The following is a 21,265-nucleotide window of genomic DNA, read 5'->3' as shown; positions in this document are numbered from 1 at the left end:
TCCTTTTAGAGCTCTGGCTCTTGGGCACGCAGCCCAAGAGCCAGAGCTTTTTTGCGTTGAGGTAAGGTCAGGGGGCATCGTCGGTACGTTTCCCACAGGAGGCCCCCGGGTGGAGGTCCAGGAGACCCGCGTCCAGACGGACCGGGTCCTCACCATCCCCAACATCCTCAGCATGGCGCGGCTCGTCGGCGTGCCGCTCTTCCTGTGGCTCATCCTGAGGCCCGAGTTCGGCGGTCCCAAGAGCGACGGCTGGGCGCTCCTCGTCCTGGCTCTGAGCGGCGTCAGCGACTACCTGGACGGCAAGCTGGCGAGGCGGTGGAACCAGATCAGCAGCCTGGGCCGGCTGCTCGACCCGGCGGCCGACCGGCTCTACATTCTCTCGACCCTGGTCGGCCTCACCTGGCGCGAGATTCTGCCTATCTGGTTGACCGCTGTACTTGTCGCGCGAGAGCTGGTCCTGCTGGTGATGGTGGGCATCCTCAGGCGTCACGGCTATCCGCCGCCGCAGGTGAACTTCCTCGGCAAGGCGGCCACGTTCAACCTGATGTACGCCTTCCCGCTGCTTCTGCTCAGTGACGGAAGTGGATGGATCTCGTCACTCGCTGCTATTTTCGGATGGGCGTTCGCAGGATGGGGTACAACCCTCTACTGGTGGGCAGGAGTCCTCTACGTGGTACAAGTCCGCCGCCTGGTCCGTGCGGACGCCATGGCCGACTGAACTCGTCGAGTATCCGGTCGTAGTGGCTCGATGGCCCCTGGCGGAAAAGTGCGCGACAATCTGGACGGGTGAAGTCGGCTAGACCGTCGTCTCTTAGAGGAGGACGCTTCCGACATGAAGGCCGTCGTGATGGCCGGAGGCGAAGGCACGCGCCTTCGCCCCATGACCTCAAGCATGCCCAAGCCGCTCCTGCCGGTGGCCAACCGGCCGATCATGGAGCATGTGCTGAGGCTGCTCAAACGGCATGGGCTGAACGAAACTGTCGTCACTGTCCAGTTCCTGGCCTCCTTGGTCAAGAACTATTTCGGTGACGGTGAAGAGCTCGGAATGGAGCTCTCCTATGCCAATGAGGAGAAGCCACTCGGTACCGCCGGAAGCGTCAAGAACGCCGAAGAGGCGTTGAAGGACGATGCTTTCCTCGTCATCTCCGGTGATGCCCTGACCGACTTCGACCTCACCGAGCTGATCAATTTCCACAAGGAAAAGGGCGCGCTGGTCACCGTCTGCCTGACGCGTGTGCCCAATCCGCTGGAGTTCGGCATCACGATCGTCGACGAGGAGGGCAAGGTCGAGCGCTTCCTCGAGAAGCCGACCTGGGGGCAGGTCTTCTCCGACACCGTGAACACGGGCATCTACGTCATGGAGCCCGAGGTCTTCGACTATGTCGAGCCCGACGTTCCCGTCGACTGGTCCGGCGACGTCTTCCCGCAGCTGATGAAGGAAGGCAAGCCGATCTACGGCTATGTCGCCGAGGGCTACTGGGAGGACGTCGGCACGCACGAGAGCTACGTGAAGGCGCAGGCCGACGTCCTGGAGGGCAAGGTCGACGTCGAGATCGACGGTTTCGAGCTCTCTCCCGGCGTGTGGGTGGCGGAGGGGGCCGAGGTGCATCCGGACGCCGTTCTGCGCGGGCCGCTCTACATCGGCGACTACGCCAAGGTGGAAGCCGGCGCCGAAATCCGTGAGCACACGGTGGTCGGCTCCAATGTCGTCGTCAAGAGCGGGGCCTTCCTGCACAAGGCCGTGGTGCACGACAACGTGTACGTCGGGCAGCACAGCAATCTGCGCGGCTGCGTCGTCGGGAAGAACACCGACATCATGCGGGCGGCGCGGATCGAGGACGGCGCGGTCATCGGCGACGAGTGCCTGATCGGTGAAGAATCGATCGTGCAGGGCAATGTGCGGGTCTACCCGTTCAAGACCATCGAGGCCGGTGCCTTCGTCAACACCTCGGTGATCTGGGAGTCCAGGGGACAGGCGCACCTCTTCGGCGCCCGTGGCGTCTCCGGGATCCTCAACGTGGAGATCACTCCCGAGCTCGCCGTGCGGCTCGCCGGCGCCTACGCGACGACCCTCAAGAAGGGCTCGACCGTCACGACGGCGCGCGACCACTCGCGTGGTGCCCGTGCCCTCAAGCGGGCGGTCATCTCCGCGCTCCAGGCCAGCGCCATCGACGTACGGGACCTGGAGAACGTACCGCTGCCGGTGGCCCGGCAGCAGACCGCGCGCGGCAGTGCCGGCGGGATCATGATCCGGACCACGCCCGGGGTGCCGGACTCTGTGGACATCATGTTCTTCGACGGTCAGGGCGCCGATCTGTCGCAGGCCAGCCAGCGCAAGCTGGACCGGGTGTTCGCGCGGCAGGAGTACCGGCGGGCCTTCCCGGGAGAGATCGGCGACCTGCACTTCCCGGCCAGCGTCTTCGACTCGTACACCGGCTCGCTGCTGCGCAACGTGGACACGACCGGCATCTCGGAGTCCGGGCTGAAGGTCGTCGTCGACGCGTCGAACGGCAGCGCCGGCCTCGTGCTGCCCAGCCTGCTCGGCAAGCTGGGCGTGGACTCGCTGACCATCAACCCCGGTCTCGACGAGTCCCGGCCGACGGAGACCGCGGACATGCGGCGCTCGGGGCTGGTACGGCTCGGTGAGATCGTGGCGTCGTCGCGGGCCGCGTTCGGCGTCCGGTTCGATCCGGTCGGCGAGCGGCTGTCGCTGGTCGACGAGAAGGGCCGGATCATCGAGGACGACCGCGCCCTGCTCGTGCTGCTCGACCTGGTCGCCGCCGAGCGGCGCAGCGGGCGAGTGGCCCTGCCGGTGACGACCACGCGTATCGCCGAGCAGGTCGCGGCGTATCACGGCACGCAGGTGGAGTGGACGACCACCTCGCCGGACGACCTCACCCGGGTCGGCGGCGACGACTCGACCATCTTCGGCGGCGACGGCAAGGGCGGCTTCATCGTCCCCGAGTTCAGCAGCGTCTTCGACGGCACGGCGGCCTTCGTACGGCTCATCGGCCTGGTGGCGCGGACGCAGCTCACGCTCAGCCAGATCGACGCCCGCATCCCCAGGGCGCACGTCCTCAAGCGCGATCTGGCGACTCCGTGGGCCGTCAAGGGGCTCGTGATGCGGCGGGTCGTCGAGGCGGCCGGAGACCGCTTCGTGGACACCACGGACGGCGTGCGGGTGGTCGAGACGGACGGGCGGTGGGTCATGGTGCTGCCCGACCCGGCGGAGGCGGTCACGCATCTGTGGGCCGAGGGGCCCGACGACGCCTCCGCCCAGGCCCTGCTCGACGAGTGGTCGGCCGTCGTGGACAGCGCCGGCCGCTGAAAGACGCGGCACGCGTGCGTGCCGGACAGGTGTCCCCAAGGGGCCCTGTCCGGCACGCCGGTGGGGCCATTCGGAGGTAGTGGTCGCGACGTGCGACGATGTGCGGCATGCCGCAGCAGCCCCCCGTTCGGAGCACACCCACGCGCCCCTCGCGGCCGGACGCGTCCATGTTCCTGCTCACCAACGTCATGGACCACAGCCTCGACGACGGATACGCCGAGGCGGCCGCCCGCAAGAAGGCCGCGGGGGCCGGCGGCATGCCGAAGACCCTCCGGGCCCGGCTCGGTCTCGCGGCGGGTCTGGTGCTCGCCGCTCTGGTCGTCACGGTCGGGGCGGCGCAGGCGCGGGTGGCCGCTCCCGTCGTGGCCAAGGAGCGCCAGGAGCTGATCGACCGCATCGACCGGGAGACCTCGGCGGCCGACAAGCTCGAACACTCCGTCGACGAGCTGCGCGACGACGTGAGCGCCCGCCAGCGGGAGGCCCTCAAGCACAGCGGCGGCAGCGACCAGACGGAGCTGGTGAGCATCCTGTCCGGTGCGGTCGCCGTGCACGGCCCCGGGGTGAAGCTGGTCGTCAACGACGCCAAGGAAGCCTCCAGCGGCGGCAACGGCAACCCGCGCGAGACGGACGGTTTCTCCGACACCGGGCGGGTGCGCGACCGGGACATGCAGCGCGTGGTCAACGGGCTGTGGGAGTCGGGCGCCGAGGCCATCTCCATCAACGGGCAGCGGCTGACGGCGCTGTCGGCGATCAGGGCCGCGGGTGACGCGATACTGGTCGACAACAGGCCGCTGGTGCCGCCGTACACGGTGCTCGCGGTGGGGGACGGCAACAGGCTGAGCACCAGGTTCCAGAACAGTGCCGACGGCCTGTATCTGCACGCCCTGCAGGAGAACTACGGCATCCGGACGGCCATCTCCACCGAGAGCGACCTCCGGCTGCCCGCCGCGCCGAGCGTGATCGTACGTACAGCACAGCCGAAAACCGAGAAAAACTGAGAAGGGCACATCGTGATCGCCGTACTGGGCCTCGTCGTGGGAGTCGTGGCCGGACTGTTGGTCCGGCCTGAGGTTCCGGCGGTCGTCGAGCCTTATCTGCCGATCGCCGTGGTCGCGGCGCTCGACGCCGTCTTCGGAGGTCTGCGGGCCATGCTCGACGGCATTTTCGACGACAAGGTCTTCGTGGTGTCGTTCCTGTCGAACGTGGTCGTGGCCGCGCTGATCGTCTTCCTGGGCGACAAGTTGGGCGTGGGCGCCCAGCTGTCCACGGGTGTCGTGGTCGTCCTCGGGATCCGGATCTTCTCCAACGCCGCGGCGATCCGCCGGCACGTGTTCCGGGCGTGAGGCCGATGAGCGACAAGGAAGAGACGCCGGGGAACCCGCTGCGCAGGGAACTGCCCGAAGAGGTGCCCGCCGAGGTGCAGGTGCCCGCCGAGGCGGCGGAGGAGGCCCCCGAGGCCGTGGCGCCCGCCCCCGGGGACACACAGCCCGAGCTGACCGGGCGGCAGCGGCTGGTGAAGGGGCTGTGGCCGCCGCGCGTGAGCCGGGCCCAACTCATCGTCGCCGTGCTGTTGTTCGGCCTCGGTTTCGGTCTGGCCGTGCAGGTCGCCTCGAACAGCGACAGCGACAGCGCGCTGCGCGGGGCCCGGCAGGAGGATCTTGTCCGGATCCTCGATGAACTGGATGACCGTACGCAGCGTCTTGAGGACGAGAAGCAGGGGCTGGAGAAGCAGCGCGACGAGCTGGAGAACAGCTCCGACCAGGCCGAGGAGGCCCGTAAGCAGACGGTCGAGAAGGAGAGGCAACTCGGCATTCTGGCGGGCACGGTGGCCGCCCAGGGACCCGGCATCACGATGACGATCGAGGACACGAAGGGAACGGTCGAGGCGGACATGCTGCTGGACGCGATCCAGGAGCTGCGCGCGGCGGGCGCGGAGGCGATCCAGGTGAACGGTGTGCGGGTGGTCGCGAACACCTACCTCACCGACTCCGGCAAGAGCGTGGACGTCGACGGGAACAAGATCAACGCGCCCTATCGTTTCAAGGTCATCGGCAAGCCGGAGGACCTCGAACCGGCGCTCAACATCCCTGGAGGCGTGGTGCAGACTCTCGAGAAGGAGCAGGCCACCGTTACCGTCGAACGGTCGACCAAGATCGTCGTGGACGCCTTGCGAGCGGCGAAGCAGCCTGACTACGCTCGGTCGTCCTCCCAGTGAACCGGGGGTGCATGGGGGACGTCCGGCGAGGGCATGAGGTTGCGGGGGGTCGGCGCACCGAAGAGGTGGTGCGTGGTGGAAACTGTCTGGTGGATACGGACGTTGTGAGAATGTCCGGGTCGGCCGGTGTATGCAATCAGGGTTCGTCCTGCCCCACGGGCGGGTCTGTTTCGGTCAAGGGGAATCGCCCGTGAAGTTGTTTGCGAAGTTGTTCGGCAAGAGCGCGCGAGAGGGCAGCGACAACGCCACCGCTCGCCATCGCGCACAGCCAGACGCGGAAGGCCAGCGTCCGCTGTTCCGGGACCAGGTCGCGGGTCCGGGCGCGCCGTCGGTTGACCCTGCACAGTCCGGAGGCATAGGTTTCGGGCAACCGTCAACCTCAAGTACGGGTGGAGGGTTTTCCCCTATGTCGGCCCTTGTGTGTACGAGGTGCGGTAACCGCAACGCGGAGAACAGCCGCTTCTGCTCCAACTGCGGCGCGCCGCTGCGGGCGGGCGCCGCTGCCGAGCGGCCGTCCGAGACCACGTCAACGATCTCCATCTCCGGCCTGGAGGCGTACGACGCCGAGGCCACCGGCCAGACGCAGCTGCCGGCGCTCTCGCCCGAGGCGCAGGCCGCCGTCGACGCGCTGCCGCTGGGCTCCGCCCTGCTGGTCGTGCGCCGCGGTCCGAACTCCGGCAGCCGCTTCCTGCTGGACGGCGACCTGACCACGGCCGGCCGTCACCCGCAGAGCGACATCTTCCTGGACGACGTCACCGTCTCGCGCCGGCACGTGGAGTTCCGCCGCGCCCAGGACGGGTCGTTCACGGTGGCCGACGTGGGCAGCCTCAACGGCACCTACGTCAACCGCGAGCGCATCGACCAGGTCGCCCTGCACAACGGCGACGAGGTGCAGATCGGCAAGTACCGGCTGGTGTTCTACGCGAGCCAGCGGGGCTACTGACCCTCCCCCAGACTCCGTCCGGGGAGACCCCAGGGAAGGTCCATGCTTCGAACACCGAGCGGCGGTGCCGGCCACGGTACCGCCGCCACGGACAGTGGGCTGATGAGCATCGGCACAGTGCTGAACGTGCTGCGCGACGAGTTCCCCGAAGTCACCATCTCCAAGATCCGCTTCCTGGAGTCGGAAGGGCTCATCGAGCCGCAGCGCACCCCGTCGGGGTACCGCAAGTTCAGCGCGGACGACGTCGAACGTCTCGGTCACGTGCTGCGGATGCAGCGGGACCACTACCTGCCGCTCAAGGTGATCCGGGAGCACCTGGACGCCATGGAGCGCGGCGAGGCCCTGCCCCTGCCCGCGGTGGGCCGCCAGCGGGACGGCGAGCCCGTTCCGGAGCCCGCGGAGGGGCCCACGGCGGCCCGGATCGGCCGCTCCGAGCTCATGGCCGCCGCCGGGATCGGCGAGGCGGAGCTGGCGGAGTGGGAGTCGTACGGGCTCCTGGCCCCGCTGCCGGACGGCGCGTACGACGCGGAGGCGGTCACTGTCGCCACGCTCGTGGTGGAACTGGGCCGGTTCGGGATCGAACCGCGTCACCTGCGGGTGATGAAGGCCGCCGCCGACCGCGAGGCCGGCCTGGTGGACCAGGTCGTCGCCCCGCTCAAGCGGCACCGCAATCCGCAGACCAGGGCCCATGCGGAGGCCCGCACGAAGGAGCTGGCGGCGCTCACCGTGAGGCTCCACGCGGCGCTCGTGCAGACCGCTCTCGGCGTGCGTCTGCCCTGAGCCCGGCCCACGCCCGTGCCGGAGGCCGGATCGGGGTCCCGTTTCCTGCCCGACTACCCAAACGTCCCGGGCACGGCCTAGGGTTGCTGTGTGAACGAGCTCGATGTCGTAGGTGTCCGGGTCGAAATGCCCTCCAACCAACCGATCGTGCTCCTGCGTGAAGTGGGAGGCGACCGCTACCTCCCCATCTGGATCGGGCCGGGGGAGGCGACGGCGATCGCCTTCGCCCAGCAGGGCATGGCCCCCGCCAGGCCGCTGACCCACGACCTGTTCAAGGACGTGCTGGAGGCCGTCGGCCAGGAGCTCACCGAAGTGCGCATCACGGACCTGCGTGAGGGCGTCTTCTACGCCGAGCTGGTCTTCGCCAGCGGCGTCGAGGTGAGCGCCCGCCCGTCCGATGCCATAGCGCTGGCCCTGCGCACCGGAACGCCGATCTACGGCAGTGACGGCGTGCTCGACGACGCGGGCATCGCGATCCCTGACGAGCAGGAGGACGAGGTGGAGAAGTTCCGCGAGTTCCTCGACCAGATCTCGCCCGAGGACTTCGGCACCAGCAGCCAGTGAGACGGGACCGGCCCGGCGGACGTATGACTTCGTGACGGGCCGGTTCACGGGCGGTTACGCCTCAAATGCCGGCAATTGCCAGCGGCGAGTGAGAGCGTCTTGCGGCCTGCTTGCAGCGCATTCGGCTAGCCTTTCCCCGCGGTTGGGTACGGGAAACCACTCTCAGGGTGATTATCACTCGGCGTGCCGAGTGTGGCGGTCGTTGACGCACCCCTGGTGGCTGCCTACCGTCGAGAAGGCAGGTCAAGGACGGAGGTCGGCGTGAGCAGCAGCGGCGACGGTACGGCTGGGGGTGCCCCCGGACGGAGTTCGGGGGCGAGCGGTCCGTATCCGCTTCACAGCAGTGCGGCCGGTCACGCTCCGCAGCGACCGACGGCCGTGCCGAGCGGAGGGGCGACGTCCATGGCGTCCGAGCAGATCGGCTATCGCGGCCCGACGGCCTGTGCGGCCGCCGGCATCACCTACCGGCAACTCGACTACTGGGCGCGCACCGGGCTGGTCGAGCCCAGCGTGCGGCCCGCCTACGGGTCGGGGACGCAGCGGCTGTACAGCTTCCGGGACGTCGTCGTCCTGAAGATCGTCAAGCGGTTCCTGGACACCGGTGTGTCCCTGCAGAACATCCGCACCGCCGTCCAGCACCTGCGCGAGCGGGGCTTTCGCGACCTGGAGCGCATGACGCTGATGAGCGACGGCGCCACCGTCTACGAGTGCACGTCGCCGGACGAGGTGCACGCGCTGCTCCAGGGCGGCCAGGGCATCTTCGGCATCGCCGTCGGCGTGGTGTGGCGGGACGTGGAGAGCGCGCTGTCGCAGCTGCACGGCGAGCGCATCGACACCGGCGAGACGCTGGTCGGTCACAACCCGGCGGACGAACTGGCGCGGCGGCGCAACCGGGCGGTGTGACGCCGGCGCCGAGGGGGCGTTGTCAGTGGCGTAGGGCAGCATCGGATATGTGAGAAACGCGCCCACCATCCTGCATCTCGACATGGATGCCTTCTACGCCTCGGCGGAGCAGGCGTCCAAGCCGAGTCTGCGCGGGAAGGCCGTCATCGTGGGCGGGCTGGGGCCGCGCGGGGTGGTGGCCACGGCCTCGTACGAGGCGCGGGTCTTCGGGGTGCGGTCCGCGATGCCGATGGCCCAGGCGCGGCGGCTGGCGCCGAACGCCGCGTACCTGGTGCCGCGGTTCGGGTTCTACCGGGCGATCAGCGAGCAGGTGATGGGGCTGCTGCACGAGCTGTCGCCGCTGGTGGAGCCGCTGAGCCTGGACGAGGCGTTCGTGGACCTGGAGGCCGGGGGCGCGGCCTGGGACGAGGCGTCGGCCCGGCTGGTGGGCGAGAAGCTGCGCGCCGACATACGGGCGGTGACCGGGCTGACGGGGTCCGTCGGGCTCGCCGCCTCCAAGATGCTCGCGAAGATCGCCTCCGAGGAGGCCAAGCCCGACGGGCTGGTGGTGATCCAGCCGGGGACCGAGCGGGCGATGCTCGGGCCCATGCCGGTGCGGACCCTGCCGGGGGTGGGGCCGGCGACGGGGGACCACCTGCGGCGGGCCGGGATCACCACGGTGGACGACCTCGCGGAGGCGGGCGAGGACGAGCTCGTACGGCTGCTCGGGAAGGCGCACGGGCAGGCGCTGTACGCCATGGCGCTCGCGCACGACGAGCGGCCCGTGGTGGCCGAGCGGGAGGCGAAGTCGGTGTCGGTCGAGGACACCTACGACGTGGACATCCACGACCGGATCCGGGTGGGCATGGAGGTGCGGCGGCTGGCGGACCGGTGCGTGCGGAGGCTGCGCGGGGCCGGGCTGTCGGGGCGGACCATCGTGCTGAAGGTGCGGCGGTACGACTTCTCGACGCTGACGCGGTCCGAGACGTTGCGGGGGCCGACGGATGATCCGGCGGTGGTGCGGGAGGCCGCGGCGCGGTTGCTGGAGTCCGTGGACACGACGGGTGGGGTGCGGTTGCTGGGGGTGGGGGTGAGCGGGCTGGCCGACTACACGCAGGAGGACCTGTTCGCGCAGGCGGCGGGGGAGAGCGTGGAACTGGATGTGGAGGAGGCGGAGGAGGAGTCCGCCGAGGTGCGGGATGTCGTGGTGGAGCGGCGGTGGCCTGCGGGGCATGACGTGCGGCATGCCGTGTTCGGGCATGGGTGGGTGCAGGGGAGTGGGCTGGGGCGGGTGACGGTGCGGTTCGAGACGCCGGGGTCGGAGCCGGGGCGGGTGCGGACGTTTCGGGCCGACGATCCTGAGTTGACGTTGGCTGAGCCGTTGCCGTTGGTCGTGGATGTGGGTGCCCACCCGCACCACCCATGACAGTTTCGTCGTCGGGTGCGGGTGGCCCTTGCGGGGGCTGAGCGCCGCCGGCGGCTGCCGGAGGGTGAGTGGGGCGGCTGCGGCTCGGCCTTGCGGTCAAGCGGGCGGGTGGAGTCGGCCGGGGGCCGGGGGCCGCAGGTGGTGGGTGGAGTCGGCGGGCGTCGGGTTCTTGGCTGCCGTGGTGGGTGGAGGCGGCCGGGGCGCGGGTCGTAGGCCGCCGGGGTGGGTGGAGGCGGCCGGGGGGTGGGTTGTGGGCCGTCGTGGTGGGGGAGTCGGCCCGGGGGGCGGTTGTTGGGCGGCTGTTGTAGGGGGAGTCGGGTGGGGGCCCTCGGATGGTGTGGGGGTCAGGGGTCTTCTGGGGTGGTTGTTACGTCTTCTGTTGTTGCCAGGGTGCCGAAGTCCCGGTCTGTGGGCGGGGGTGGGGGCGTGTGGAGGCCGTAGTGGTGGTAGAGCTGGAGTTCCTGGTCGGGGGAGAGGTGGCGGCCCACGCCGAAGTCGGGGGCGTCCCTGATGAGGGAGCGGTCGAAGGGGATGTGGAGGGTGCCCTCGACCAGTTCGCTGGGCTCCAGGGGGACGAAGGCGTCGCGCGAGAAGAGGCCCGTGCGTATGGCCGCCCACTCCGGCACGCCGGTCGCGTCGTCGAGGTAGACCTCGTCGATGGTGCCGATCTTGGTGCCGTTGCGGTCGAACGCCTTGCGGCCGATCAGGTTGCGCGGATCGATGTCGGTCTGCACGGGCCCTCCTCTTGGTCGCAACTCATTCGTAAGCACTACAAAAGAGCACATTGGAGCAAGCGGCCACTCGAAGTCCGGTCCGATGTGCTCACTGGTAGGCTGACAGCGGCTGCTGACCCCGTGCGGGAGAGTCCTCCGGGCACTGTCCGGAGGCGCCGAAGGAGCAAATCCTCCCCGGAATCTCTCAGGCCCACGTACCGCACGGACGAGGTCACTCTGGAAAGCAGGGCGGGTGTCGACGGCTTCCGCTCTCACCGACGGTGAAAGCCGGGAGCTCTCGGGCGACCCGGTGAAGCTCTCAGGTTGAGATGACAGAGGGGGAGGCCGTCCGGGTACCCGCGCCGTGGTGCCCCTCGAAGGTCGCGTCAGACCAGGAGGCCTCCGCAATGACCGCCCACCGCACTCCGCTCTCCGAGCTTGAGAAGGGAATCCCCTTCGAGCAGCGTCACATCGGTCCCGACCACGAGGCGCGGGCCAAGATGCTCGCGCACGTCGGGTACGGCTCGCTGGACGAGCTGACCGCCGCCGCCGTGCCGGACGTGATCAAGAACGCCGATGCCCTGGAACTGCCGCAGGCCCGCACCGAGGCCGAGGTGCTGGCCGAGCTGCGTTCGCTCGCCGACCGCAACCAGGTGCTCGACTCCATGATCGGGCTCGGCTACTACGGCACCTTCACGCCCCCCGTCATCCTGCGCAACGTGATGGAGAACCCCGCCTGGTACACGGCCTACACGCCGTACCAGCCGGAGATCTCGCAGGGCCGCCTGGAGGCGCTGCTCAACTTCCAGACCATGGTCGCCGACCTCACCGGCCTGCCCACATCCGGCGCCTCCCTGCTCGACGAGGGCACGGCCGCCGCCGAGGCCATGGCGCTGTCCCGGCGCATGGGGAAGAACAAGAAGGGCCTGTTCCTGGTCGACGCCGACGCCCTTCCGCAGACCATCGCCGTCATCGAGACGCGCGCCGAGCCGACGGGCGTCGAGGTCGTCGTCGCCGACCTGAGCGACGGCATCCCGGCCGACATCGCCTCGCGTGAGATCAACGGCGTGCTCCTCCAGTACCCCGGCGCCTCCGGAGCCGTACGCGACATCAAGCCGGTCATCGACCAGGCGCACGAGCTCGGCGCCCTCGTCACCGTCGCCGCCGACCTGCTCGCCCTGACGCTGCTGAAGTCGCCCGGCGAACTGGGCGCGGACATCGCGGTGGGCACCACCCAGCGGTTCGGCGTGCCGATGGGCTTCGGCGGGCCGCACGCCGGCTACATGGCCGTACAGGAGAAGTTCGCGCGCAGCCTGCCCGGACGGCTCGTCGGGGTGTCCGTGGACGCGGACGGCCACCAGGCGTACCGACTGGCGCTGCAGACCCGTGAGCAGCACATCCGGCGGGAGAAGGCCACCAGCAACATCTGTACGGCGCAGGTGCTGCTCGCCGTGATGGCCGGGATGTACGCCGTCTACCACGGGCCCGAGGGGCTCAAGGGCATCGCGCGGCGCACCCACCGGTACGCCACCATCCTCGCCGAGGGCCTGAAGGCCGGCGGCGCCGAGGTCGTGCACGGCGCCTACTTCGACACGCTGACCGTGCGGGTGCCGGGCAGGGCCGGCGACGTCGTGGCCGCCGCGCGCGAGAACGGCGTCAACCTGCGTCTCGTCGACGCCGACCACGTGTCGATCGCCTGCGACGAGACGACAAGGCGGGCCCAGCTCGCCGCCGTGTGGGCGGCCTTCGGGGTCGAGGGCGACGTCGAGTCACTGGACGCGGTCGCCGGGGAGACCCTGCCGGGCGGCCTGCTGCGCGACGACGACTTCCTCACCCACCCCGTCTTCCACCAGCACCGTTCCGAGACCGCGATGCTGCGCTACCTGCGCCGGCTCGCCGACCGGGACTACGCGCTCGACCGGGGCATGATCCCGCTGGGCTCCTGCACGATGAAGCTCAACGCGACGACCGAGATGGAGCCGGTCACCTGGCCCGAGTTCGGGCAGCTGCACCCCTTCGCGCCCGCCGAGCAGGCGCAGGGGTACCTGACGCTGATCCGGGAGCTGGAGGAGCAGCTCGCCGAGGTCACCGGCTACGACAAGGTGTCCCTGCAGCCCAACGCCGGTTCGCAGGGCGAGCTGGCCGGACTGCTCGCCGTCCGCGGATACCACCGGGCCAACGGTGACGAGCAGCGGACCGTGTGCCTCATCCCCTCGTCCGCGCACGGCACGAACGCCGCCAGCGCCGTGATGGCCGGGATGAAGGTCGTCGTCGTGAAGACCGCCGAGGACGGCGAGATCGACGTCGAGGACCTGCGGGCGAAGATCGAGCAGCACCGCGACGAGCTGGCGGTGCTGATGATCACGTACCCGTCCACGCACGGCGTGTTCGAGGAGCACGTCGCCGACATCTGCGCGCAGGTGCACGAGGCCGGCGGCCAGGTGTACGTCGACGGCGCCAACCTCAACGCGCTGGTGGGGCTCGCCAAGCCCGGGCACTTCGGCGGCGACGTCTCGCACCTCAACCTGCACAAGACCTTCTGCATCCCGCACGGCGGCGGCGGTCCGGGCGTCGGCCCGGTCGGCGTGCGGGCGCACCTGGCGCCGTATCTGCCGAACCACCCGCTGCAGCCGGAGGCCGGGCCCGAGACGGGCGTCGGGCCCATCTCGGCCGCGCCCTGGGGGTCCGCCGGCATCCTGCCGATCTCGTGGGCGTACGTCCGGCTCATGGGCGGCGAGGGGCTGAAGCGGGCCACGCAGGTGGCGGTCCTCAGCGCCAACTACATCGCCAAGCGGCTGGAGCCGCACTACCCGGTGCTGTACACCGGGCCGGGCGGGCTCGTCGCGCACGAGTGCATCATCGACCTGCGGCCGCTGACCAAGGCGACCGGCGTGAGCGTCGACGACGTGGCCAAGCGGCTCATCGACTACGGCTTCCACGCGCCGACCATGTCGTTCCCGGTGGCCGGCACGCTGATGATCGAGCCGACCGAGTCCGAGGACATCGTCGAGCTGGACCGGTTCTGCGACGCGATGATCGCCATCCGGGCGGAGATCGAGAAGGTCGGCACGGGGGAGTGGCCGGCCGACGACAACCCGCTGCGGGGCGCTCCGCACACGGCCGCCGCGCTGGGCGGGGCGTGGGAGCACGCGTACACGCGCGAGGAGGCCGTCTTCCCGGCCGGTGTGTCGGCGGCCGACAAGTACTGGCCGCCGGTGCGGCGGATCGACCAGGCCTTCGGTGACCGGAACCTGGTGTGTTCCTGCCCGCCGTTGGATGCGTACGAGGACTGAGGTCGCGGACGAGAAAGGGGCCCCGCTCAGGCGGGGCCCCTTTCGTCTGCCGTACGCCGTTGCCGTCGCGCGTTACGCCGGATAGGCGTGTGTCTGCGTCGCCTTGACCGTCGCCCACACCTCCGCGCCGGGGTGCAGGCCGAGTTCGGCCGCGGCGACCGTGGTGAGGTCGGCGGCGAGGGGGAGTTCGCCGGTGAGGTCGGCGCGGATCTGGTCGCCGTGGGTTTCCAGGCCGGCGACCTGGCAGCGCCAGAGGTTGCGCGCGCTGGAGCCGGTGGGGCGGTCGCGGTAGAGGGTGACCGCGCTTGGGGGGAACGCGACGAAGACCTCGCCGGAGAGGGTCTCGGTGGTGGTGATGGACGGGCCCGCGTCCAGGGTGATGGTGTGGCCGTCCGAACGGCCCTTGTAGAGGTTCAGGCCGACGAGCTGGGCGATGTAGTCCGTACGGGGGCGGCGGGCGATGTCGGACGGGCTGCCCTCTTGGACCACGCGGCCGTGTTCGATCACCACGAGACGGTCGGCGAGGACCATGGCGTCCAGGGGGTCGTGGGTGACGAGGATCGCCACGGCGTCGAACTCGGCCAGGTGATGGCGGAGTTGGGCGCGGACTTCCAGACGGGTGCGGGCGTCGAGGGCGGCGAGGGGTTCGTCGAGGAGGAGCAGGCGGGGGTGGGTGGCGAGGGCTCGGGCCAGGGCGACGCGTTGGGCCTGGCCGCCGGAGAGGTGGCGGGGCTTGGTGCCGGCGTGGTCGGCGAGGCCCATGCGGGTGAGCCAGGCGGTGGCCTGGGCGCGGGCTTCTGCTCGTGTGGCGCCCTGGCAGCGGGGACCGAAGGCGACGTTGTCCAGGGCGGTGAGGTGGGGGAAGAGGAGGTAGTCCTGGAAGACGACGCCCACGGGGCGGGATTCCGGGGGTGTGTGGGTGAGGTCCGTGCCGTCGAGGTGGAGGTGGCCGTCGGAGAGGGGGAGGAGGCCGGCTAGGGCGCGCAGGGCGGTGGTCTTGCCGGCGCCGTTGGGGCCCAGGAGGGCGAGTACCTCGCCTTGGGTGGCGGTGAGGCGGAGGTCCAGGCTGAATCCGGGGCGGGTGAGGAGGAGGCGGGTGTCGAGGGCGGGGGACGAAGGCTGGTGCGGGTGAGGGGTGGGCGCCCCGCCTTCGGCCGGGCTGTGGTTTCCACCCGCACCGCCCGTGCCGGTTTCGGATGCGGGTGCGGCTGGCCCTTGCGGGGGCTGAGCGCCGTCGGCGGCTGCCGGGTGGGTCTTCTTCATCGTGCCGCCAAGCTGTCCTCGTCCGTCTCGTGCCGCTGCCTTCTTGTCCGTGCTCATGCCGTCATCCAGCGGTCCCGCAGACCTGCCAGTACCGCGATGGAGACCGCCAGGAGGGTCAGGCTGAGGGCGATCGCCGCGTCGGGGTTGTTCTGGAGGGCCAGGTACACCGCCAGGGGCATGGTCTGGGTGCGGCCGGGGAAGTTGCCGGCGAACGTGATCGTCGCGCCGAACTCGCCCAGCGCTCGGGCCCAGGCCAGGACCGCGCCGGCGGCGATGCCGGGGGCGATCAGAGGGAGCGTCACGCGGCGGAACGCCGTGAAGCGGGAGGCGCCCAGAGTCGTGGCCGCCTCCTCGTAGCGGGGGTCGGCCGCCCGCAGCGTGCCCTCCACGCTGATGACCAGGAACGGCATCGCCACGAACGTCTCCGCGACGATCACCCCTGCCGTGGTGAACGGCAGCGTGATGCCGAACCAGGAGTCCAGCCACTGGCCGACCACGCCGTTGCGGCCGAGGGCGAGCAGGAGGGCCACGCCGCCCACCACGGGGGGCAGCACGAGCGGCAGCGTCACCAGGGCGCGGACCAGGCTGCGGCCGGGGAACTCCGTGCGGGCCAGCAGCCAGGCCAGCGGGACGCCGATCACGAGGCTCGCCGCGGTCGACGCCGTCGCGCAGACGAGGGACAGGCGCAGGGCCTCCCAGACCTCGGCGCTCGTCAGCTGGTCGGGGAGCGTGCTCCAGGGGGCGCGCACGAGGAGGGCGATCAGGGGGAGGAGCAGGAAGGCCAGGCCGACGAGGGCGGGGAGGAGGAGGGGGAGGGGGACGCCTCGGAAGGTGCTTCGGGGGGCGCCCCGGAAGGTGCTTCGGGGGAGGCCCCGGAAGGTGCTTCGGGGGAGGCCCCGGAAGGGGTTTCGGGGGACGCCCCCACCGCCCCGGCCGGGGCGTCTTTCCGCCGGTCCCCGTCCACGGCGTCGCCGCGGCGCGCCCTCCAGGGTCTCCGCCGGGGTGTCCGTCCGGTCCTCGGAGGTCATGGCTTGAGGAACCCGGCCCCGGTCAGGACCTTCTGGCCCTCGGCGGACCTCACGAGCGCGATGAACGCCTTGGCGGCCGTGGCGTTGGGCGCGTTCTTGAGGAGGGTGATCGGGTAGTCGTTGATCGCGTCGGCGGACTCGGGGAACTCCACGCCCTCCACCTTGTCACCCGCCGCGTTCACATCGGTCCGGTACACGACCGCCGCGTCGGCCTCCTTCAGTTCGACCTTCGTCAGGGCGCTCTTGACGTCCTGCTCGTAGGAGACCGGCGTGAGCTTCAGATCGCCGGCCGCCAGGGCCTTCTGCGCGGCGGCGCCGCAGGGCACCGTCTTGTCGCACAGCACGACCTTGAGGCCCGACTTGGCGAGGTCCTTGAGGGAGGAGACCTTGTCCGGGTTCCCCGGCAGGGTCGCGATCTCGAGCTGGTTGCGGACGAAGGTGACCGGCGTGGTGGCGTTGTCCTTCTTGTCGGTCACGAGCGCCATGGTCTTGGTGCTCGCGGCGGCGAAGACGTCGGCCGGCGCGCCTCCGGTGATCTGCGCGGCGAGCGTGTCGCTGCCGCCGAAGCTGAAGTTCACCTTGGTGCCCGGGTGTTCCTTCTCGAACTCCTTGCCCAGGGTGGTGAAGCTCTCCTGCAACGAGGCCGCGGCGAACACCGTGACCGTGCCCGACAGCTTCGGCGACGAGGAGGCGTCGGACGCGCCGGAGCCGGAGTCCGAGTCGGAGGAGGAGCAGGCGGTCAGGGCCAGCAGTGCCGCGGCTCCGGCACCGGCCACCTGCAGGGTCCGGCGGGTCCGGCGTACGGGTCGGGTCATCACGGGGCCACTCCCTCTGTCACTCCGGTGGAAGAACCCGCAAGGGCTCCTGTGCGCCGATCATACTGGCGCATATGCAAGGTGTAAGTCTCCTGTCGCATCGCATGAGCTGGAGTGAACAGGGGATGGGGGGTGCATGTGCGTTCGTACGGGTGGGCGTGTGGGCCCCTTGTGGCCGGTGGGTCTCGTGGGTCAGGGGGGCCGGGGGGGCAGAGGGTCAGGTGCGGTCGATGTGGACATTTGTCGACTTCACTCGGGCCGTGGCCTCCATGCCCACCTCCAGGCCCAGTTCCTCGACCGCCTCGCGGGTCAGCAGCGACACGAGGCGGTGCGGGCCGGCCTGGATCTCGACCTGGGCCGCCACGTCGCCGAGCTTGATGGCGGTGACGATGCCGGGGAACGCGTTGCGGACCGAGGTGTAGGAGGTCTCTTCCTCCGTGCTGCCGGACCTGGCCAGTTCCACCGAGAACGCCGCCAGGTCCCGGCCGTCGATCAGTCGCCGCCCGCCCTCGTCGCGGTGGGTCGCCACCCGGCCGGCGTCCGCCCAGCGGCGCGCGGTGTCGGGGCTCACGCCGAGCAGTCGTGCTGCCTGGCCGATGGTGTAGGACTGCATGCGGCTCACGATAGGGCCGGGAACCGGGCGTCGGGGATGCGGGGTTGAGCCTCGGGTGTAACGCGATATAGCGTTAGTTCGAGGTGGCGGTCGGCGGGATCGGAGTGATCATGGCGAGTGAGTCGTCGGGGACCGGTGAGGCGGCGCTCTCGCTGCGCGCCTCGCACGCGGACCGGGACCGGGTGGTGGAGGTACTGCGCGTCGCGGCCGGGGACGGCCGGCTGACCGCCGAGGAACTGGACGAGCGGGTCGAGGCCGCGTTGACCGCCCGTACGGTGGGGGAGCTCGCCGCGCTGACGACGGATCTGCCGGCGGTGGCGGGCGGGGCCGCGGTCGCGGTGAAGGACGTCGACCGGATCCGTCAGCAGGGGGGTTCCGCGCGGCGCGGCGACGGCTGGGCGGTGCCGCGGCGGCTGGAGGTCGAGTCGGAGTGGGGAGACGTGACGCTCGACTTCACCGATGCGGTGATCACGTACGACACCCTGAACGTCGATCTCGACATGCGGGGCGGGACGCTGCGGCTGGTGACGCGGCCGGGGGTCGTGGTTGACACGGACGGGCTGGAGATCGGCTACGCCAAGATCAAGTCCCGCCCGGCGGGCGACGCGGTCGGGCCCGTCGCACTGCGGGTCGTGGTGAGCGGCCGTATGAGCTTCGGCCGGGTGGTCGTACGACCGCAGCGGCGCGGATGGGGCAGAAAACCCTCACCGGCGCCCTGACGGGTTCGGCAGGCGGGACGTGACTGGCGGGCGCAGCCGGTCCTCGCGCGACGCCCCGGGCTCGTTCGGTACGTCCGCCGCGACGCGGACGCAGCCGGTACGGCCTGGGCGTCCGGGCTCACCTCGTGGGGACTCGGCGATGCGGGCTCAGCTCGCGGGAACCCGGCGGCCCGGGCTCTGCCGGTGGGCGTGTGGTGGTGTGGAGTCTGCTGGTCCCGGTACGGCGATGCGGGGTCAGCCGGTGCGGCTTGGGGGCGGATGCTCCGCTGGTTGGAAGTCGGTGGTGTGGGCTGAGTCGGTGGGCGCGTGGTGGCGTGGAGTCTGCCGGTCTTGCTACGGGGGTGTCAGCCGGTGCGGCTTGGGAGGCGGAAGCTCAGCCCGTTGGAAGACGGCGGCCCGGGCTGTGCCGGTGGGCGTGTGGTGGTGTGGGGTCGGGCGGGAGGGCTGGGGAGGGGCGGATGCTCAGCCCGTAGGGAGCGGCGGTGCGGCCTGGGAGGCGGGGTTCAGTCCGCGGAGAGTTGGCGGTGTGGGCTGGAGGCCGTACCGCTCGGCGGGGCGGGGGTCAGCCTGTGTGGACGCGGGGGCGGCGGGCCCTGTCCGGTTCTGCTTCGCGTAGGACCTCTCGGGTGACCGGGGCGACCTCGCCCTGGCCGAAGAGGAAGAAGCGCAGGAAGTTGGAGAAGGGACTGCCCTCGGTCCACTCGAAGTAGATGTGCGGGGTGCACCCGGTCGAGTCGCGCACGTGCAGCAGCAGCGCCGCGAGGGCGTTGGGGATGGACGCGGACTCCACGGTCAGGACCCGGTAGCGGTTGTGCAGGACCTCGCCACGCACCGTCAGGCTCGCCTCGAACTCGGACGGGTCGGTGACCGTGACCTCGACGAAGACGAAGTCATCGTGCTCGGGAAGGTCGTTGTCGGCGCGGATCTGGTCGACCTTGTCGCGGTACTCGGCCTTGTCCCGCCGCCCGGGCTCGTTGGCGATGAACCGTATCTTCCGGCTGGCCATGTCCCGCACGAAACGTTCCGCCATCGGGTCCAGGGTCACGCTCGTCACGCGCAGCTCGAAGGCGCGGGCCAGCCGGGACAGCAGGGAGACCAGGATGATCGCGGCGATGAAGCAGGCGCCGATCTTCACACCGTCGGGGCGCTCGATGACGTTCACGACCGTGACGTAGAGCAGGACCGCGGAGACCAGCCCGAAGCCGACCGTCCAGCCGCGCTGTCCGGCGCGGCGGGCGGCGATGGTCACCGCGATCCCCGCGGAGGACATCAGCACCAGCACACCGGTGGCGTACGCACCGCCCTGGGCGTCGACGTTCGCGTCGAAGACCCAGGTGACCAGGAAGGCCGTCAGGGTGAAGACGATGACCATCGGCCGGACCGCGCGCGCCCAGTGCGGGGCCATGCCGTAGCGGGGCAGGTAGCGCGGCATCAGGTTGAGCAGGCCCGCCATGGCGGAGGCGCCGGCGAACCACAGGATGGCGATGGTGGAGATGTCGTAGACGGTGCCGAAGGCGTTGCCGAGGTACTCGTGCGCCAGATAGGCGAGGGCGCGGCCGTTGGCCTGGCCGCCCGTCTTGAACTCCTTCTCCGGAATCAGCACCGTGGTGATGAAGCTGGTGGCGATCAGGTAGACGCTCATGATCAGGGCGGCGGCCGTCAGCAGCTTCTTGGTGTCCCGGATGCGTCCCTTGGGGCTCTGCTCGGTGTCGTCCGGGTCGCCCTGGACGTGCGGCATCACCGCCACACCGGTCTCGAAGCCGGAGAGACCGAGGGCCAGCTTGGGGAAGACGAGCAGGGAGACGCCGATCATCGCGAAGACGTTCCCGTGCTCGGCGGTCAGGGCGTGGCTCCAGTCGGTGACCACGTGCTCCGCGGTGATCACGTGCCAGAACCCGACCGCCACGACCACGGCGTTGAGACCCAGGTAGGTCACCACCAGGGCGACCGCGACGCCGATCGCCTCCAGGAAGCCCTTGAGGAAGACGGCGCCGAGCAGGGCGATCAGGACGAGCGTGATCAGCATCTGCTTGTCGTGCAGGACGCTGGTGAGGTGCGGGTTCTCCACCAGGTGGGTGGAGGCGTCCGCAGCCGAGAGGGTGATGGTGATCAGGAAGTCGGTGGCGGCGAATCCGAGCAGTGTCAGGACGAACAGCTTGCCCTGCCAGAACGACAGCAGCCGCTCCAGCATCGCGATCGAGCCCTCGCCGTGCGGGCTCTCCTCCGCGACCCGCCGGTAGACCGGCAGGGCGCCCGCCAGGGTGACGATCACGAGGACGACGGTGGCAACCGGGGAGAGCAGGCCAGCGGCCAGGGCGGCGATGCCGGGCTGGTAACCGAGCGTGGAGAAGTAGTCGACGCCGGTCAGGCACATGACCCGGTACCAGCGCTGTCCTTTGTGCGGGGGCTCGGGTTCCGCGTGCGGGCCCTGCGGACCGTGCCCCTTGCCCATGTCGGACAGGCCCTCCAGCATCCAGGTGCGCAGGCGACTGGGCGCGGGTTGTTCCGTCGTGGCCATGGGGGTGCTCCTGATGTGCGTCTCAGCGTGCGGTCCGGCCTCACGCGGACGGCGGCACCAGCGTAAGCGGAGCGTGACGCACGGGCCCACGGATGACGGGCCCGCAGGCGTCAAGCTTGCGTTAAGACTGGTGATGTCGGCCTTGGGAGGACATGGGGCGAGCGC

Annotated in this window: 18 protein-coding genes and 1 riboswitch; of the genes, 12 read left to right on the top strand and 6 right to left on the bottom strand. The window is 70.4% G+C overall.

The genetic code is table 11. The features are described 5' to 3' along the window. The first annotated feature begins 109 nt into the window (after positions 1-109). From ACYF6T_RS27075 to ACYF6T_RS27030, 10 genes are all read left to right on the top strand, one after another. Positions 110-718 (top strand): CDP-alcohol phosphatidyltransferase family protein, encoded by a 609-nt coding sequence (locus tag ACYF6T_RS27075; protein ID WP_461699601.1) that lies wholly within the window; start codon positions 110-112, stop codon positions 716-718. A gap of 114 nt (positions 719-832) precedes the next feature. Next, complete coding sequence (locus ACYF6T_RS27070) at positions 833-3,328, top strand: sugar phosphate nucleotidyltransferase (RefSeq protein ID WP_461699599.1); 2,496 nt, start codon at positions 833-835, stop codon at positions 3,326-3,328. 98 nt (positions 3,329-3,426) lie between these two features. Then, a complete protein-coding gene (locus tag ACYF6T_RS27065) occupies positions 3,427-4,326 on the top strand; it encodes a DUF881 domain-containing protein (RefSeq protein WP_461699597.1) in 900 nt (299 codons plus the stop codon). Positions 4,327-4,338: 12 nt separating this feature from the next. Continuing rightward, positions 4,339-4,671 carry a small basic family protein gene (locus tag ACYF6T_RS27060; protein ID WP_003988855.1) on the top strand — a complete coding sequence of 111 codons (333 nt, stop codon included), beginning with the start codon at positions 4,339-4,341 and terminating at the stop codon, positions 4,669-4,671. A gap of 5 nt (positions 4,672-4,676) precedes the next feature. Further along, positions 4,677-5,543, top strand: a complete 867-nt coding sequence (locus ACYF6T_RS27055) for a DUF881 domain-containing protein (RefSeq protein WP_461699587.1) — start codon at positions 4,677-4,679, stop codon at positions 5,541-5,543. A gap of 130 nt (positions 5,544-5,673) precedes the next feature. After that, a complete protein-coding gene (locus ACYF6T_RS27050) occupies positions 5,674-6,486 on the top strand; it encodes an FHA domain-containing protein (RefSeq protein WP_461699586.1) in 813 nt (270 codons plus the stop codon). Positions 6,487-6,528: 42 nt separating this feature from the next. Then, entirely contained in the window at positions 6,529-7,266 is a 738-nt protein-coding gene (gene ftsR / locus ACYF6T_RS27045) for a transcriptional regulator FtsR (RefSeq protein ID WP_461699585.1), read from the top strand. 90 nt (positions 7,267-7,356) lie between these two features. Further along, positions 7,357-7,830, top strand: a complete 474-nt coding sequence (locus ACYF6T_RS27040; protein ID WP_004002801.1) for a bifunctional nuclease family protein — start codon at positions 7,357-7,359, stop codon at positions 7,828-7,830. A gap of 261 nt (positions 7,831-8,091) precedes the next feature. Beyond that, the gene (locus tag ACYF6T_RS27035) at positions 8,092-8,733 is read left to right on the top strand and encodes a MerR family transcriptional regulator (RefSeq protein WP_461699583.1); all 642 of its coding nucleotides are present in this window, start codon (positions 8,092-8,094) and stop codon (positions 8,731-8,733) included. A gap of 49 nt (positions 8,734-8,782) precedes the next feature. Beyond that, positions 8,783-10,138 (top strand): DNA polymerase IV, encoded by a 1,356-nt coding sequence (locus ACYF6T_RS27030; RefSeq protein ID WP_461699582.1) that lies wholly within the window; start codon positions 8,783-8,785, stop codon positions 10,136-10,138. A 344-nt stretch (positions 10,139-10,482) separates the two neighbouring features. Here ACYF6T_RS27030 and ACYF6T_RS27025 read toward each other — a convergent pair whose 3' ends face one another. Then, on the bottom strand, positions 10,483-10,872 hold the full coding sequence (locus tag ACYF6T_RS27025) for a PRC-barrel domain-containing protein (protein WP_461699581.1): 390 nt from the start codon (positions 10,870-10,872) through the stop codon (positions 10,483-10,485). Between the two features lie 113 nt (positions 10,873-10,985). After that, a riboswitch (glycine riboswitch) is annotated at positions 10,986-11,082 on the top strand. A 176-nt stretch (positions 11,083-11,258) separates the two neighbouring features. Here ACYF6T_RS27025 and gcvP point away from each other — a divergent pair. After that, complete coding sequence (gene gcvP / locus ACYF6T_RS27020; protein ID WP_461699579.1) at positions 11,259-14,144, top strand: aminomethyl-transferring glycine dehydrogenase; 2,886 nt, start codon at positions 11,259-11,261, stop codon at positions 14,142-14,144. Positions 14,145-14,216: 72 nt separating this feature from the next. On the opposite strand, the gene ACYF6T_RS27015 is transcribed toward gcvP, so the two are convergent. The 4 genes from ACYF6T_RS27015 to ACYF6T_RS27000 form a co-directional block, all read right to left on the bottom strand. Beyond that, positions 14,217-15,464, bottom strand: a complete 1,248-nt coding sequence (locus ACYF6T_RS27015; RefSeq protein ID WP_461699577.1) for an ABC transporter ATP-binding protein — start codon at positions 15,462-15,464, stop codon at positions 14,217-14,219. Then, positions 15,461-16,435, bottom strand: a complete 975-nt coding sequence (locus ACYF6T_RS27010; protein ID WP_461699576.1) for an ABC transporter permease — start codon at positions 16,433-16,435, stop codon at positions 15,461-15,463. Before ACYF6T_RS27010 ends, ACYF6T_RS27015 begins: the two co-directional genes overlap by 4 nt. After that, positions 16,432-17,250, bottom strand: a complete 819-nt coding sequence (gene modA / locus ACYF6T_RS27005; protein WP_461699575.1) for a molybdate ABC transporter substrate-binding protein — start codon at positions 17,248-17,250, stop codon at positions 16,432-16,434. Before modA ends, ACYF6T_RS27010 begins: the two co-directional genes overlap by 4 nt. 217 nt (positions 17,251-17,467) lie before the next feature. Further along, on the bottom strand, positions 17,468-17,863 hold the full coding sequence (locus tag ACYF6T_RS27000; protein WP_461699573.1) for a TOBE domain-containing protein: 396 nt from the start codon (positions 17,861-17,863) through the stop codon (positions 17,468-17,470). Between the two features lie 110 nt (positions 17,864-17,973). Here ACYF6T_RS27000 and ACYF6T_RS26995 point away from each other — a divergent pair, with 110 nt between their 5' ends. Continuing rightward, positions 17,974-18,582, top strand: coding sequence for a DUF1707 SHOCT-like domain-containing protein (locus ACYF6T_RS26995; RefSeq protein WP_461699572.1), 609 nt, complete (start codon positions 17,974-17,976; stop codon positions 18,580-18,582). Positions 18,583-19,144: 562 nt separating this feature from the next. Here ACYF6T_RS26995 and ACYF6T_RS26990 read toward each other — a convergent pair. Beyond that, positions 19,145-21,100: an APC family permease gene (locus tag ACYF6T_RS26990; RefSeq protein WP_461699571.1), complete on the bottom strand. Its 1,956-nt coding sequence runs from the start codon at positions 21,098-21,100 to the stop codon at positions 19,145-19,147. Between the last annotated feature and the right edge of the window lie 165 nt (positions 21,101-21,265).

The sequence above is a fragment of the Streptomyces sp. 7R007 genome (genome assembly GCF_054850255.1).
Note: the sequence above shows the minus strand (reverse complement) of the source record. Positions and strands in the feature narration are given on the sequence as shown.

Excerpts from the sequence above, each read along its gene's own strand:
- ftsR (WP_461699585.1), top strand. The coding sequence starts at position 6,529 with ATGCTTCGAACACCGAGCGGCGGTGCCGGCCACGGTACCGCCGCCACG.
- ACYF6T_RS27070 (WP_461699599.1), top strand. The coding sequence starts at position 833 with ATGAAGGCCGTCGTGATGGCCGGAGGCGAAGGCACGCGCCTTCGCCCC.
- ACYF6T_RS27055 (WP_461699587.1), top strand. The coding sequence starts at position 4,677 with ATGAGCGACAAGGAAGAGACGCCGGGGAACCCGCTGCGCAGGGAACTG.
- ACYF6T_RS27010 (WP_461699576.1), bottom strand. The coding sequence starts at position 16,435 with ATGACCTCCGAGGACCGGACGGACACCCCGGCGGAGACCCTGGAGGGC.
- ACYF6T_RS26990 (WP_461699571.1), bottom strand. The coding sequence starts at position 21,100 with ATGGCCACGACGGAACAACCCGCGCCCAGTCGCCTGCGCACCTGGATG.
- ACYF6T_RS27050 (WP_461699586.1), top strand. The coding sequence starts at position 5,674 with ATGCAATCAGGGTTCGTCCTGCCCCACGGGCGGGTCTGTTTCGGTCAA.
- gcvP (WP_461699579.1), top strand. The coding sequence starts at position 11,259 with ATGACCGCCCACCGCACTCCGCTCTCCGAGCTTGAGAAGGGAATCCCC.
- modA (WP_461699575.1), bottom strand. The coding sequence starts at position 17,250 with ATGACCCGACCCGTACGCCGGACCCGCCGGACCCTGCAGGTGGCCGGT.
- ACYF6T_RS26995 (WP_461699572.1), top strand. The coding sequence starts at position 17,974 with ATGGCGAGTGAGTCGTCGGGGACCGGTGAGGCGGCGCTCTCGCTGCGC.
- ACYF6T_RS27015 (WP_461699577.1), bottom strand. The coding sequence starts at position 15,464 with ATGAGCACGGACAAGAAGGCAGCGGCACGAGACGGACGAGGACAGCTT.
- ACYF6T_RS27065 (WP_461699597.1), top strand. The coding sequence starts at position 3,427 with ATGTGCGGCATGCCGCAGCAGCCCCCCGTTCGGAGCACACCCACGCGC.
- ACYF6T_RS27000 (WP_461699573.1), bottom strand. The coding sequence starts at position 17,863 with ATGCAGTCCTACACCATCGGCCAGGCAGCACGACTGCTCGGCGTGAGC.